The sequence below is a fragment of the Paracoccus sp. J55 genome (genome assembly GCF_000513975.1).
Classification (GTDB): Bacteria; Pseudomonadota; Alphaproteobacteria; order Rhodobacterales; family Rhodobacteraceae; genus Paracoccus.
The window spans coordinates 254785-267095 of record NZ_AZVA01000001.1 but is presented as its reverse complement, the minus strand read 5'-3'; the positions used below and the strand labels follow the sequence as shown (position 1 = coordinate 267095).

15 protein-coding genes are annotated in these 12311 nt (G+C 69.6%); 6 read left to right on the top strand and 9 right to left on the bottom strand.

Annotation, left to right across the window (positions count from 1 at the left end):
- Nucleotides 1-50 precede the first annotated feature (50 nt).
- The gene (gene ileS / locus PARJ55_RS0101355; RefSeq protein WP_028711354.1) at nt 51-2981 is read right to left on the bottom strand and encodes an isoleucine--tRNA ligase; all 2931 of its coding nucleotides are present in this window, start codon (nt 2979-2981) and stop codon (nt 51-53) included.
- A gap of 302 nt (nt 2982-3283) precedes the next feature.
- On the opposite strand from ileS, the gene PARJ55_RS23795 reads away from it, so the two are divergent.
- From PARJ55_RS23795 to PARJ55_RS0101335, 4 genes are read left to right on the top strand one after another with little or no spacing between them, the layout of a single operon-like run.
- Nucleotides 3284-3478: a hypothetical protein gene (locus PARJ55_RS23795; protein ID WP_156929400.1), complete on the top strand. Its 195-nt coding sequence runs from the start codon at nt 3284-3286 to the stop codon at nt 3476-3478.
- Nucleotides 3457-3642: a hypothetical protein gene (locus PARJ55_RS21325; protein WP_036713643.1), complete on the top strand. Its 186-nt coding sequence runs from the start codon at nt 3457-3459 to the stop codon at nt 3640-3642. The genes PARJ55_RS23795 and PARJ55_RS21325 overlap by 22 nt, the downstream gene beginning before the upstream one ends.
- Before the next feature lie 40 nt (nt 3643-3682).
- Nucleotides 3683-4084, top strand: a complete 402-nt coding sequence (locus tag PARJ55_RS0101340) for a group III truncated hemoglobin (protein WP_028711352.1) — start codon at nt 3683-3685, stop codon at nt 4082-4084.
- A 47-nt stretch (nt 4085-4131) separates the two neighbouring features.
- Nucleotides 4132-4455 (top strand): VOC family protein, encoded by a 324-nt coding sequence (locus tag PARJ55_RS0101335; protein WP_028711351.1) that lies wholly within the window; start codon nt 4132-4134, stop codon nt 4453-4455.
- On the opposite strand, the gene PARJ55_RS0101330 is transcribed toward PARJ55_RS0101335, so the two are convergent.
- The 6 genes from PARJ55_RS0101330 to PARJ55_RS0101305 all read right to left on the bottom strand — a co-directional run bounded on the left by PARJ55_RS0101330 (nt 4452) and on the right by PARJ55_RS0101305 (nt 8378).
- The gene (locus tag PARJ55_RS0101330; protein ID WP_028711350.1) at nt 4452-5084 is read right to left on the bottom strand and encodes a trimeric intracellular cation channel family protein; all 633 of its coding nucleotides are present in this window, start codon (nt 5082-5084) and stop codon (nt 4452-4454) included. The genes PARJ55_RS0101335 and PARJ55_RS0101330 overlap by 4 nt on opposite strands.
- Nucleotides 5081-5548: a ribonuclease HI gene (rnhA, locus tag PARJ55_RS0101325; RefSeq protein WP_028711349.1), complete on the bottom strand. Its 468-nt coding sequence runs from the start codon at nt 5546-5548 to the stop codon at nt 5081-5083. The genes PARJ55_RS0101330 and rnhA overlap by 4 nt, the downstream gene beginning before the upstream one ends.
- Nucleotides 5545-6150 (bottom strand): glutathione S-transferase family protein, encoded by a 606-nt coding sequence (locus tag PARJ55_RS0101320; RefSeq protein ID WP_028711348.1) that lies wholly within the window; start codon nt 6148-6150, stop codon nt 5545-5547. The genes rnhA and PARJ55_RS0101320 overlap by 4 nt, the downstream gene beginning before the upstream one ends.
- Before the next feature lie 78 nt (nt 6151-6228).
- Nucleotides 6229-7179, bottom strand: coding sequence for a 4-hydroxy-3-methylbut-2-enyl diphosphate reductase (gene ispH / locus PARJ55_RS0101315; protein ID WP_028711347.1), 951 nt, complete (start codon nt 7177-7179; stop codon nt 6229-6231).
- 39 nt (nt 7180-7218) lie between these two features.
- On the bottom strand, nt 7219-7782 hold the full coding sequence (locus PARJ55_RS0101310) for an adenine phosphoribosyltransferase (protein WP_051416114.1): 564 nt from the start codon (nt 7780-7782) through the stop codon (nt 7219-7221).
- Nucleotides 7782-8378: a flavin reductase family protein gene (locus PARJ55_RS0101305; protein ID WP_028711345.1), complete on the bottom strand. Its 597-nt coding sequence runs from the start codon at nt 8376-8378 to the stop codon at nt 7782-7784. Before PARJ55_RS0101305 ends, PARJ55_RS0101310 begins: the two co-directional genes overlap by 1 nt.
- 210 nt (nt 8379-8588) lie before the next feature.
- Between PARJ55_RS0101305 and PARJ55_RS21320 the strand changes: the two genes are divergently transcribed.
- Nucleotides 8589-9161 carry a GNAT family N-acetyltransferase gene (locus PARJ55_RS21320; RefSeq protein WP_051416113.1) on the top strand — a complete coding sequence of 191 codons (573 nt, stop codon included), beginning with the start codon at nt 8589-8591 and terminating at the stop codon, nt 9159-9161.
- Here the strand turns inward: PARJ55_RS21320 and PARJ55_RS0101295 are convergent.
- The gene (locus PARJ55_RS0101295) at nt 9149-9664 is read right to left on the bottom strand and encodes an Ivy family c-type lysozyme inhibitor (protein ID WP_028711344.1); all 516 of its coding nucleotides are present in this window, start codon (nt 9662-9664) and stop codon (nt 9149-9151) included. The genes PARJ55_RS21320 and PARJ55_RS0101295 overlap by 13 nt on opposite strands.
- A 176-nt stretch (nt 9665-9840) precedes the next feature.
- Here PARJ55_RS0101295 and PARJ55_RS0101290 point away from each other — a divergent pair, with 176 nt between their 5' ends.
- Entirely contained in the window at nt 9841-10662 is an 822-nt protein-coding gene (locus tag PARJ55_RS0101290; RefSeq protein WP_036697438.1) for an EcsC family protein, read from the top strand.
- On the opposite strand, the gene PARJ55_RS0101285 is transcribed toward PARJ55_RS0101290, so the two are convergent.
- Nucleotides 10659-12194 carry an ATP-dependent RecD-like DNA helicase gene (locus PARJ55_RS0101285; RefSeq protein ID WP_028711342.1) on the bottom strand — a complete coding sequence of 512 codons (1536 nt, stop codon included), beginning with the start codon at nt 12192-12194 and terminating at the stop codon, nt 10659-10661. The two genes, PARJ55_RS0101290 and PARJ55_RS0101285, sit on opposite strands and share 4 nt — an antisense overlap.
- Between the last annotated feature and the right edge of the window lie 117 nt (nt 12195-12311).

Below are 12311 nucleotides of genomic sequence, written 5' to 3'. Positions count from 1 at the left end.
TGCCCCGCAGGGCGCCGCTCGGGCGCACCCTGCCAAGGGGCCGGGGCCGGCTAGTCCCGGGCCAGCACCGCATCGCAGCGGGCGCAGGTGCCCGGGTGGCCGTGGCTGCCGACATCGGGCAGGATCTTCCAGCAACGCTGGCATTTCTCGCCCTCGGCGGTCTCGAAGACCACGCCGATGCCCGGCACCTCGGACAGCCGGAATGCCTCGCCCGGGGCCGGATCGGGGGTCAGGCTCAGCCCGGAGGTGATGCAGATATCGGCGAAATCCACCGATTTCAGCGCCCTGAGCTCCTCGGCATCCTCGACATGCACCACCGGCGCGGCCTCGAGGCTGGCGCCGATCACCTTGTCGCTGCGCTTGATCTCCAGCGCGGCGGTGACGACGCGGCGGACGCGGCGGATGGTTTCCCATTTCCGGGCCAGCGCCTCGTCCAGCCATTCGGCCGGGGTGGCGGGGAAGTCCTGCAGATGCACCGAGCCGTCCTCGGAAGGGAAGCGCGCCAGCCAGACATCCTCCATGGTGAAGGGCAGGACCGGCGCCAGCCAGGTCACCAGCCGGTGGAACAGCAGGTCCAGCACCGTCCGCGCCGCCCGCCGCCGCAGCGCGTCGGGGGCATCGCAATAAAGCGCATCCTTGCGGATGTCGAAATAGAAGGCCGAAAGGTCCACCGTGGCGAACTGGAACACGGCCTGGAACACGCCCTGGAAATCGTAGCTGTCATAGCCGCGGCGCAGCTGCCCGTCGATCTGCGCCAGCCGGTGCAGCACCCATCGCTCCAGCTCGGGCATCTCCTCGACGCCGATGCGCTCGGCCTCGGTGAAACCGTCCAGGTTGCCCAGGACGAAGCGCAGCGTGTTGCGCAGCCGGCGATAGCTGTCGGCCGTGCCCTTGAGGATCTCCTTGCCGATGCGCAGGTCCGCCGTGTAGTCGGACTGCGCCACCCAGAGCCGCAGGATGTCGGCGCCGTATTCCTTGATCACATCGGCCGGCGCCACGGTATTGCCCAGCGACTTGGACATCTTCATGCCCTTTTCGTCCAGGGTGAAGCCATGGGTCAGCACGCCCCGATAGGGCGCCCGGCCCTTGGTGGCGCAGGCCTGCAGAAGCGAGCTGTGGAACCAGCCGCGATGCTGGTCGGTGCCCTCCAGATAGAGGTCGGCGATCCCGTCGGGGCTGCCGTCGGCGCGGTCGCGGATCACGAAGGCATGGGTCGAGCCGGAATCGAACCAGACGTCCAGCACGTCCATGACCTGCTCGTAAGCCTCGGGATCGGCCAGGCCCTCCAGCATCCGCGCCTTGAAGTCGGCGTGATACCAGACATCGGCACCGTCCTTCTCGAAGGCCGCGATGATGCGGTCGTTGACGCGCTGGTCGCGCAGCAGGAATTCCGGATCGGTGGGCCTGGCGCCTTTCTTCACGAAACAGGTCAGCGGCACGCCCCAGGCGCGCTGGCGCGACAGCACCCAGTCCGGCCGGTTCTCGACCATGGAATACAGCCGGTTGCGCCCGGTCTGCGGCGTCCAGCGCACCAGCTTGTCGATCGAGGTCAGCGCCCGCCGGCGGATGGTGTCGCCATATTCGCCCATGCCGTCGTCCAGCACCTTGTCGATGGCGGCGAACCATTGCGGGGTGTTGCGATAGATCAGCGGCGCCTTCGAGCGCCAGCTATGCGGATAGGAATGCTTGATCCTGCCCTTGGCCAGCAGCGCGCCCGCCCAGGCCAGCTGCTTGATGACGCTGACATTGGCCGGGCCTTCCTTGCCGTCCGGCGCGATGATCGCCTGGCCGCCGAACAGCGGCAGGTCGGCGCGATAGGCGCCGTCCGGCTCGACGTTGTAGGTCATCGGCAGCCCGTATTTCAGGCCAAGCTGATAGTCGTCGTCGCCATGGCTCGGCGCGGTATGCACGAAGCCGGTGCCGGCGTCGTCGGTGACGTGATCGCCGGGCAGCATCGGCACGTCGTAATCCCATTCGCCGGCGCCGCCCTCGACGCCGCGCAGCGGATGCGACAGCACCAGCCCCTCCAGATCGGCGGCCGTCACGTCGCGAAGCCGCTGCCAGTCCTCGATCCGGGCGGCCTGGCGCACGCTTTCGGCCAGCGCATCGGCCAGCACCAGCAGCTCGCCGCTCTTCGCCGTCGCGTTCTCGGCCACCGCGCCCACGCGATAAAGCCCGTAGGCGATGGCCGGATGATAGGCCACGGCGCGGTTCTGCGGGATGGTCCAGGGCGTGGTGGTCCAGATCACCACGCTGGCGGGTTTCTCCGTTGCCCAGATACCTTGCGAGGATTCCACCGGGAAGCGCACCCAGATGGTGTGGCTGGTATGGTCGTGATACTCGACCTCGGCCTCGGCCAGGGCGGTCTTCTCGACCGGCGACCACATGACCGGCTTCGAACCCTGATAGAGCGAGCCGTTCATCAGCAGCTTCATGAACTCGGCCGCGATCACCGCCTCGGCATGGTAGTCCATCGTCAGATAGGGATCGTCCCATTTGCCGGTGACGCCCAGCCGCTTGAACTCCTCGCGCTGGATGCCGATCCAGTGCTCGGCAAAGCGGCGGCATTCCTGGCGGAACTCGACCACGTCGACGGCATCCTTGTCCTTGCCGGCGCCGCGGTATTTCTCTTCGATCTTCCATTCGATCGGCAGGCCGTGGCAGTCCCAGCCCGGCACATAGCGCGCATCGCGGCCCATCATCTGCTGGCTGCGGGTGATGAAGTCCTTCAGCACCTTGTTCAGCGCGTGGCCGATATGCAGGTTGCCGTTCGCATAGGGCGGGCCGTCATGCAGGATGAAGGGCGTCCGCCCCCGGGCGCGCTCGCGCAGCCGGTCGTAGATGCCGATGCGCTCCCAGCGGGCCAGCCAGTCCGGCTCGCGCTGCGGCAGGCCGGCGCGCATCGGGAAATCGGTCTGGGGCAGGAAGACGGTGTCGCGGTAATCGGGCGCGGCTTGGGTTTCGGCGGTCGTGTCGCTCATCTGGCGGGAATCCTTCGGTGGCTGGGCAGGCATGCATGACCCGGCGGCGAGGACATCCTACGCCGCCGGGCGAATAATTCGAAAAATTCCGGCCCTGCTGAACATGCGCGGGTTATAGGAAACCGCCCCGACCCCTGCAAGCGCGGCTTGCACCCGCGCCGCGCCTCGGGGAGCTAGCGGCCATGAGCTACAGGATCGCCATCGCGGGGCGCCGGGATCGGCGCCACGCTGCTGGCCGGCGAGGGCCACGAGGTCGCCCTGTTCGAGCGTTCGCCACGTCGAGTCCCTTGGGCTCGGGCCTGGTGATCCCGCCCGTGGGGCTGGCCGTCCCGGACCGCATCGGCGCGGGCGAGGAGGCGCGCCGCCTCTCCAGCCCCATCGCCCGGATGCACCGGCACGAGGTGCGGGGACGCCAGGTGCTGGATGTCTCCTATCCGGCGACCGCGCCGGGCCGCGGCATCCACCGGGCTGGCATGTGCGCATCTACCAGGCGATGAGCGCGGCCTTCACCCCGATGTATCAGTCGGGCAGCCGCAGCCTGCTCCGGCTGCGCGACTTGGTGCTTGCCCCGCTCTCGACCCTGCCGCTGCTGCGGCGCGGGCTGACGCATCTGGTCGCGGGCACCATGATCCCGCCGCTTTCCGGGACGCGCGATCCGTGACGGGCTTGCAGGACCGGCCCCAGGGGTCCATATCCGCGCCATGATCCCGCCCCGTTTCGACGTCACCTCCGAACAGATCGACCGCGTCGTCGCCACCTTCTACGCCGCGGTCCGCCGGCACGAGGTGCTGGGCCCGGTCTTCGCCGCCCATGTCGCCGACTGGCCCGAGCACGAGGCCAAGATCGCCCGCTTCTGGCGCAAGGCCATCCTCTACGAGCGCGGCTATGACGGCAATCCGATGCAGGTGCACATGCGCGCCGGCGACGTGAAGGCCCAGCACTTCGCGCCCTGGCTCATGCTCTTCGACGAGACCCTGCGCCGGACGCTGCCGCCCGAGACGGCGCGGGCCTGGTCGGCGCTCGCGCATCGCATCGGCGCCGGGCTGCGCATGGGGGTCGAGGACCTGCGCGAGCGGCGCCCCGGCCCGCCGGTCTTGCGCTGAGCCGCGCGCGGGTGTAAACAAAACGGGAACATCCGAAGGGGATTCCCATGAAGATCGACTATCTGGAATTCTCCTCGCCCGACCTGCCGGCCACGAAAGCCTTCTTCACCCGCGCCTTCGGCTGGCGCTTCAACGATTACGGCCCCGACTATCAGGAGATGGCCGATGCCGGCCTGTCGGGCGGCATCGCCGCCGGCCCTCTGGCGCCGCCGCTGGTGATCTTCAAGGCCGACGACCTGGAAGCCGCGCTGGCCCGCGTGACCGAGGCGGGGGCGACGATCACCCGGCCGATCTTCGACTTCCCCGGCGGCCGCCGTTTCCAGTTCCGCGAGCCGGGCGGCACCGAAATGGCGGTCTGGTCCGAAGGCTAGCGTCGCGGCGGCCGCGCCTTGTAGGCCGGCAGCCGCCAGCCAAAGCTCATGCTGCCCGCGCGCAGCAGCAGCACCATGGCGGCGCAGCCGATCAGCGCCCAGCCGCGCCCGGTCCCCAGCGCCAGCAACAGCAGCGCCGCCACCGCCCCGCCAAAGGCGGCGGTGACGTAAAGCTCGCCCTGCTTCAGCACCAAGGGCACCTCATTGCCGACCACGTCGCGCATCAGCCCGCCGAAAGTGCCGGTCATCACCCCCATCAGCACGGTGACCACCGGGCTCACTCCCGCCTCCAGCGCCACGCCCACGCCCGCGGGCACCGCCACGGCCAGGGCAAAGGCATCCAGCCACAGGATGGCGCGATAGCGGCTTTCCAGCCGATGCGCGGTAAAGAACACCATGATCGCCGCGCCGGCGGTCAGCAGCAGCAGCTCGGGCCGCCCGACCCAGAAGACCGGCACCCGGCCCAGCACCAGGTCGCGCAACGTTCCGCCGCCGATCCCGGTCAGCGTGGCGAAGAAGATGAAGCCGACCACGTCCAACTGCCCGCGGCTGGCGACAAGCGCCCCGGTCAGCGCAAAGACCAGCACGCTGGCATAATCCAGCAGCGGGATCAGCGCCTCAAAGCTCACCCCGAGACCTTCGCCGGCTTGAAGGGCGCCATCCCCGCCCGCGCCAGCGCGTCGGCGCGTTCGTTCTCGGGATGGCCGGCATGGCCCTTGATCCATTCCCAGCGCACCTTGTGGCGGGCCTGCGCGGCGTCCAGCCGCTGCCACAGCTCGGCATTCTTCACCGGCTTGCGGTCGGCGGTGCGCCAGCCGTTCTTCTTCCAGCCGTGGATCCACTGCGTCACGCCGTTCTTCACATAGGCGCTGTCGGTGACGACGGTGATCTCGCTCGGCCGGGTCAGCGCCTCCAGGGCCGAGATCGCCGCCATCAGCTCCATGCGGTTGTTGGTGGTCTCGGCCTCGCCGCCGGACAGCTCGCGCTCCTTCAGCACCGTCTCGCCCTCCAGGGCGCGCATCAGCACCCCCCAGCCGCCGGGGCCGGGATTGCCGCTGCAGGCGCCGTCGGTCCAGGCGAAGAGCGCGCTCATGCCTCCAGCCCCTTGTAGCCGGGCAGGGCGGCGATGCGGTCGAGCCAGCGCCCGATGTCGGGGAAGCGCGCCATGTCGAAGCCGCCCAGGCTGCCCGCCGTATGGGTATAGCCGTAAAGGCAGATATCGGCGAGGCTGACGGTATCCCCCACCAGCCAGTCATGCCCGGCCAGCCGGTCCTCCATCACCTGCAGCAGCGCATGGCCGCGCTCAAGCAGCTCCGCCATGCGCTCGGGCGTCGCCTGCGCACGGCGATGCGGATAGGTCCGCAAGGCCGCCCGCACGGCGACGACCCCCTCGTGCTGGTTCTGCTCCCAGAACATCCAGCCCAGCATGGCGGCGCGCCCGAAGGCATCCTTCGGCACGAAGCGCGTGCCCTCGCCCAGCCAGCACAGGATCGCGTTCGATTCCGGCAACAGCCGGCCGTCATCCAGTTCCAGCACCGGCGCCTTGCCGAAGGGCAGCCGCCCCTCGGCCTTGGCGCGTTCCAGCGCCTCGGTCTGGTATTCCACGTCCAGGATCTCGCAATCGCGGCCCAGCAGCGCCAGCAGCAGCCGCACCTTGTAGCTGTTGCCCGAGGACGGCATAGACCACAGTTTCATCCCGCAACCCTTCTTTCTTGTCCAAATATCCTGGGGGAGCCCCGCAGGGGCGGGGGCAAAGCCCCCACGGGCGAGTGCTCAGGCCTCGCGCAGGACCCGCGGCACCTTGAACTCGACATTCTCCCGCGCCGTCTCGACCATCTCGACGGTCAGGTCGTAGCGTTCCCGGAAGGCCGCCACCACCTCGTCGACCAGCACCTCGGGGGCCGAGGCGCCGGCGGTCACCCCCACCGCCCGCACGCCCGCGATGGCGCGCCAGTCGATCTGGTCGGCGCGCATCACCAGCTGCGAATAGGCGCAGCCGGCGGCGCTGCCGACCTCGACCAGCCGGCGCGAGTTCGAGCTGTTCGGCGCCCCGATCACCAGCAGCGCGTCGATCCGCCCGGCGATGGCCTTGACCGAGGCCTGGCGGTTGGTCGTCGCATAGCAGATGTCCTCCTTGGCCGGGCCGACGATGTCCGGAAACCGCGCCTGCAGTGCGGCGACGATGGCGGCGGTGTCATCGACCGACAGCGTGGTCTGGGTGATGAAGGCCAGCCGCGAGGGATCGCGCGGCGCAATCCTGGCCACGTCCTCGACCGTCTCGACCAGCAGCACCTCGCCCTCGGGCAATTGTCCCATGGTGCCCAGCACCTCGGGATGGCCGGCATGGCCGATCATCACCATCTGCAAGCCCTCGGCATGGTGGCGCTCGGCCTCGACATGCACCTTGCTGACCAGCGGGCAGGTGGCATCGACAAAGACCATCTCGCGCCGCCGCGCCTCGGCCGGCACGGATTTCGGCACGCCATGGGCCGAGAAGATCACCGGCCGGTCGGAGGGCACATCGTCCAGTTCCTCGACAAAGACCGCGCCCTTGTCGCGCAAGCTGTCCACGACGAACTTGTTGTGCACGATCTCGTGGCGGACATAGACCGGCGCGCCCCATTTCTGCAGCGCCATCTCGACGATCTTGATGGCGCGGTCCACGCCGGCGCAGAAGCCGCGCGGCGCGGCCAGGTAAAGGGTCAGGGGCGGTTTCTTGTCCATGGGCCTCACCTAACCCCGGCAGGGGCCTGCCGCAAGGGATCAGGCGCCCTCGAAACTGGTCAGGGCATGGACCTCGTGGCCCAGCCCTTCCAGCAGCGTCCGCCCGCCCAGCTCGGGCAGCTCGATCACGAAGGCGCAGCCCACGACCTCGGCCCCCAGCCGCTCGCAAAGCGAGATGCCGGCCGCGGCGGTGCCGCCGGTGGCCAGCAGATCGTCGACGATCAGCACCCGCTCGCCGGGCTTCAGGGCGTCGTCATGGATCTCCATCACCGCCTCGCCATATTCCAGCGCATAGGCCTGGCTGATGACGGCGCCGGGCAGCTTGCCCTTCTTGCGGATCGGCACGAAGCCCACGGAAAGCTGATGCGCCACCGCGCCGCCCAGGATGAAGCCGCGCGCCTCCAGCCCGACGACCTTGTCGATATTCTCGCCGGCATAGGCGGCCAGAAGCTGGTCCACCGCCATGCGAAAGCCGCGCGCATCGGCGAAAAGCGTGGTCACGTCGCGAAACAGGATGCCCTCATGCGGGAAATCGACGATGGTGCGGATATAGTCGCGCACCGTGCGGCTGTCGCGGCGGCGCTTTTCCGGCCGGTTCTCCATCAGGGGCGCTCCATCTCGAAGGTCTCGGTGGTGATGGTGTAGTCCTTGTAGCCCATGCGCGACAGCCAGCCGGTGCCGTGCAGGTCGAAGCGGCCGTCCTTCAGGCAATCCTCGCGCAGGTGGATGCCGGTGACGACGCCCAGCACCATGTAATTCGCCTCGCCTGCCAGCCGCAGGATGCGCGTGGCGCGGCATTCCAGCGCCGCGGCGGCCCCGGCGACGCGCGGGCAGTCGATGCTTTCGCATTCCGCGGCCTCGATGCCGGCCGCCTCGAATTCGTTCACCCCGGCCGGGAAGGCGGCCGAGCTGGCATTGACCTGATCCTTCAGCGGCCCGTCGGCGATGTTGACGCAGAACACCCGCGACTGCGCGATCTGCGCCACGCTGTCCTTGGTGCCCTGCCGGTCCGGCTTGGCCGAGGTCGATGCGAACATGACCTGCGGCGGCACATAGGCGGTCAGGTTGAAGAAGGAATAGGGCGCCAGGTTGTCGCCCTGCCGGCCGCGGGTCGAGATCCAGCCGATGGGCCGCGGCGCCACGATGGCGTTCAAAGGGTTGTGCGGCAGCCCGTGGCCGTCCTGGGGTCGGTAGAACATGGCTGCCCTCGCTGTTCCCTGGGTGATGCGGGCCCCAGAAGTGACCCCATGCACGCGGCGCGTCAAGCCTCGCCGTTCTCGCCGGACCTGCCGCGGGGATTTTGCATCTTGTGATCCCGCAGGCGGTTTTCGTCGCGGCGGCTGCATGTTACGCGGTCCCTGCGCCGCGCCAAGACCCACCCGAATCCCGACCCCATCAGCGGAGGCAGGATGTACGAACTTTGCCCCGAGACCCCCGCCGACACGCCCGAGGTCGAGGCCCTGCTGGACCTGTGCTTCGCGCCGGGGCGCACGGCGCTGTCCTCCTACCGGCTGCGCGACGGGGTGGCGCCGGTCCGCGCGCTCTGCCTGATGCTGCGCGACGATTTCGGCGCGCTGATGGGGGCGATCCGCTACTGGCCGGTGCGCGTCGGCGGCCGGCCGGTGCTGCTGCTCGGCCCGGTGGCGGTGCATCCGACGACGCAGGGCGAGGGGCTGGGCGGGCTTCTGATGCGCGAAAGCCTGACGCGGGCAGCGGAAATGGGCTGGCAGCGGGTGATGCTGGTCGGCGATCTGCCCTATTATCAACGCTTTGGTTTCTGGAAGCTCGAGGGCGTCGAGATGCCGCCGCCCACCAATCCCGACCGGGTGCTGGGGATCGAACTGATCCCCGGCGCCTGGGAAGGCGTCACCGGGCAGGTCGAGCGCGAAACCGGCGAAGCCGCCGGTCTGCACGAGATGCGCCGCGACCCGCCCGAGGATCGCGGCGGCACCGGGGGCGTGCCGCCGGTTCACTCGGGATAGACGAAAGCCTCGGGGTGGTTGGCCAGGCTGCCGGTCAGCGCCGCGTAAAGGATGGTGCGGCCGTCGATGGTCTCGGGCCCGCCGGCCATGCCCAGCCAGGTCAGCAGCTCGGCCCCCTCGCCGTCGCGCACCGAAAGCACGCCATAGGCCGCGCCGCCATCGGGCGCGTAAAGCACCGCCATCTGGTTTTCCGCGCAATCATGCTGCTGGCAGGCGGTCATCGCCAGGTATTCCTTGCCGCCGAAGCCGACCTTCTGGCCGGGCGTCACCACCGCGCCCTCGCGCAGCCAGCCGGGCAGCTGATGCCCCTCGGCCATCTTCTCGACGGCTGCGGTCAGCGCCTCGTCCTTGCCCAGGTCGGCCAGCGTCAGCCCGCCCTCCTGCGCGGCCTCGGGCGCCGCCGGTTCCGCGGGCTGCCCGGCGGCATCCTGCGCCGTCGCGGCCTGTCCCAGGGCCAGCGCGGCGGTTACGGTCAGCATCGGGATCATGCGGCGGATGGTCATTTCCGGTCTTCCTTGTCCTTGTCCCACCGACGGAGGCCGCCAAGGCGGGAGGCGCGGCGGGTATGCATTCTGCGGTCGGAACCCGCCGGGCGGCTTGCGGGTTCCCTTGCCAATGCCCAGATGCTTGCGCAGACGAACTCCCGGCGCAAGCCATGACAATCCAAGGTGTCCACAGGATGACCGAGCAGACCCAGATCCCCGCCCGGCAGGCCGTGCTGCCCCCGATCGACGATCCGACCGTGCATGCCGAGATCGACCGCCTTGCCCGGCGCTACCTGCAGGCGGGCGGCGTGGCGATGGAGCTCATGGCCGCCGTCGGCGGCAAGGCCGAAGGGCTGATCGAGCGCCTGCCGGCGTCGGTGCGCGGGCGCATGGACCGCATCACCCTGGCGGCGCTGAACCGTGCCTTCGACGCCGCCTCGCGCTCGCGCGGGGTGATGCGGGATCGCGGCGACCTGTTCAACCGCATGCTCTCGACCACCTCGGGCGCGGTCGGGGGACTGGCCGGGATCGGCGGGGCCATGCTGGAACTGCCGGTCACGGTGACGCTGCTTCTGCGCGCGATCATGGACATCGCCGGCGAACACGGCTTCGATCCCGTCTCGGACGAGGCGCGGCGCGAGGCGCTGCATGTCTTCGCCTCGGCGGGGCCGCTTTCGGATGACGACGGCACCGATCTCGGCCTGCTGGCGGCGCGCATGACCATCACCGGCCAGACCGTGCAGGCGCTGATCGCGCGGGTGGCGCCGCGGCTCTCGGCCTCGCTGGCGCAGAAGCTGGCGGCGCAGGCGGTGCCGCTGCTGGGGGCCCTGGCCGGGGCTTCGATCAATTACAGCTTCACCCGCTATTACCAGGAACTGGCCCGGGTGCATTTCGGCCTGCTGCGGCTGTCGCAGGAAACCGGCATCCCGCGCGAGGCGCTGGCCGAGGCGCTGGAGCTGCGCATGATCCAGCTGCGCCCGAACACGGCGGCGCGGAAACTGTCCCGGCGCGGCTAGGCCTCGGTTTCGGCGGCCAGTTCCAGGACCCCCGCCGGGGCTTCCAGATGCGCGGTGTCCAAGGGGGCCGAGGGCCGGGCAAGGCGCGACTTCACCACCCAGTGCAGCCGCTCCTGCGCGCGGGTGATGGCGACATAGGCCAGCCGCTTCCACAGCGCCACCCCGGCCTCGCTGCGGCCCGACCAGGCGGCTGCGGCGATGTCGGGGGCAAAGACCTGCACGTCGGGCCACTGGCTGCCCTGCGCCTTGTGGATGGTCACCGCCGCGCCATGCAGGAAGGTCGCGCCCATGCGCGCGGCGAAGGGGATGAAGGGCTCCTCGACATCTGGCATCTCGATCTTGACGATGCTGGCGGCGGACAGCCGCGGCTCCTCGGCGCCGACGACATGCAGCCGCGAGAAGCCGGGCTTGCGCCCCGGCCCCAGATAGACCACCTGCGCGCCCTTGATCAGCCCGCGCGCCTCCAGGTCGATGCGCTTCTTGCGGTGCTTCAGCGGCAGTTCCAGCCCGTCGCAGATCAGGGGCTCGCCCGGCAGCAGCGCATCGCCCGGCGCGCCATAGGCGGAACGAAAGGCCTGGATCAGCTTGATGCGGGTGACGTTGCGCCAGACCAGCACCGGGCTTTGCGCCATCAGGTCGCTCTCGACCCGCTCGGCCCAGATCACCCGCGGGTCGCGGGCGGCGGCCTGGCGGATCATGCGCTCGAAGGCGTCGAATTCCAGCGCCGGATCGGCCAGCGCATGGGCAAGGTCCAGGATCGGGCTGTCGCCCTCCTGCCGGTGGATGCGGCTCAGCATCAGCCGCTGCGGGGCGGCCAGCCGGTCGAAGACCATCTCGCCCGATTGCCCGACCGGGGCCAGCTGCGCGGGGTCGCCGAACAGGATCAGGACCGGGAAGATCTCGCGCAGGTCCTCGAACTGGCGCTCGTCCAGCATCGAGGCCTCGTCGACCAGCCCGATGTCCAGCCCGTCCTCGCGCCGCTTCCAGCCGCGGATGAAATCCGAACCGCGCAACCCCGCCGCGGCCAGCGCCCCGGGGATCGAGGCATGCTGGTCGTAAAAGGCCTTGGCCCGGTCCAGCGCCGCCTCGGTCAACCCTTCCATCAGCCCCTCGACGGAAGGCCGCTCGCCGGCGCCGGTCAGCCAGTCGGCGATGCGCTCGTATTCCGGATCATAGACCGGGGTATAGAGGATGCGGTGGATCGTCGTCGCCGGCACGCCGCGCATGCGCAGCACGAAGGCCGCCTTGTTGGTCGGGGCGAGGATGGCGACGGTGCGGCGGTCCTTGCGCTTCTTGCCCTCGTAATCGCCCGAGACGATGTCGACACCGGCCGCCTTCAGCGCCCTGGTCAGTTCCGCCAGCAAGAGGGTCTTGCCCGAACCGGCCTTGCCGATCACCGCCATGACCCGGCCCTTGCCGGGTTTCGGCGGCGCGATCTCCTCCGAGACCAGGTCGATGCCGGATTCTTCCAGCACGGCGGCAAGCGCGTCCCAGGCTTCGGCCTGATCGGGGGAAAGGGCGGGCAGGGTCATGCGCCCTTGTTATCCCGCGGCGCGAGGGGCGGAAAGGCCGTTCCGGCGGCCCCGCCGCGATTTGGGTATTTGAAGAACGAAGAAGAAGCCATCCCGGCCCGGTCTTCTCTGTTTCCC